The sequence below is a fragment of the Cedecea sp. AS113 genome, assembly GCF_037152415.1.
Classification (GTDB): domain Bacteria; phylum Pseudomonadota; class Gammaproteobacteria; order Enterobacterales; family Enterobacteriaceae; genus Cedecea.
Genome location: NZ_JBBCMI010000050.1, coordinates 1 through 1,116 on the forward strand (window position 1 = coordinate 1; position 1,116 = coordinate 1,116).

Consider the following 1,116-nt stretch of genomic DNA (forward strand, 5'->3'; position numbering starts at 1 on the left):
ATCAGCCTGTTAACTTTAAAAAAATGGATATTTGAGCAACTTTGTATTTATGATGGTGTTTTATTCTTTGTGAACGCCAGTGAGCCATATGAAAACAATATCACCCAGGCCATTTCAGTTATGGATGACCCTTGCCGGAGCAACGGTGATGCTCTGTATTATTCTTATATGCTCGGGTTTGTGGATGCAGTACCGCGCAATGACTGCTGGTGTGAGCGGTATACTCAGGCTTACTGATGAATACTATCAACCAGCATCCGCCACGCTTAGTCGGATTAGTGAAGCAGGTGCTCATGACTGCGAAACAATCCTGCCGTTGCTGACATCTCTGGCAACGCTAACACCTTACACCAGGAGCGCGGGGATCATTTCAGGCAAGACAATAATCTGTTCCTCCTTCAGTGGAAATAAATCCTGGCCTGTTAAAAGCATTTTTCCGGATGTGAGTGTGTCTGACGGGAATATGCCGGCAGTGGCCTCATCAATCTCGATGAACCCCGGCCACGGCGACTCTGTGATTGTCTATACCCGGATGCTGAAGGAAAATATTTACGCCTATACGGTACTGGACACCCGTTACATGCGGGAGCTGATTAAGGTGATGGCCGGTAATACCCACCTGAACTACGCACTACAGGCAGGGCACGGGCGGTCTGTCACCCTGGGGGGCCCCCGGGGTGACCACGAAGTTCTTACCTCGCTACAAATACAGGCAGGTGATATCAGGGTGTCGGCTTATTCGACCCTCCGTAGCTGGCTGTACTTCAGTACTGAAGGCATCCCGATAATTCTTCCTGCATTTCTTTTATTTTCATTCCTGTCAGGTACTTTCTGGAAACGATGGCATGCTGCTCGTATTTCCCCTGCATCCGTGATAAGCAGGGCAATAACAGAAGGAGAGTTTTTTGTCTGCTATCAGCCGGTCTGTGATATTTCAGGACACTGCCATGGTGCAGAAGCCCTGATGCGCTGGAGAAGAAATAACGGCAGATTGATCCCTCCGGACGTGTTCATTCCTGCGGCAGAGTCAGAAAAAATGATGGGGCCCTTAACGCGCCACCTGATGAGGCTTATTGCTAATGATGTTAAAGAGTGGATCCCCACGGGAGAGTTTCA

At 49.0% G+C, this 1,116-nt stretch carries 2 protein-coding genes; both read left to right on the forward strand.

Going from position 1 to position 1,116, the window contains the following annotated elements; genetic code table 11:
- Positions 1-237, forward strand: a 237-nt coding sequence (locus WFN87_RS23950) for a hypothetical protein (RefSeq protein WP_336983977.1), incomplete at its 5' end; no start/stop codon positions are given.
- The coding region (locus WFN87_RS23955) for an EAL domain-containing protein (RefSeq protein ID WP_336989473.1) at positions 185-1,116 on the forward strand (932 nt) is incomplete at its 3' end. The genes WFN87_RS23950 and WFN87_RS23955, both read left to right, overlap by 53 nt.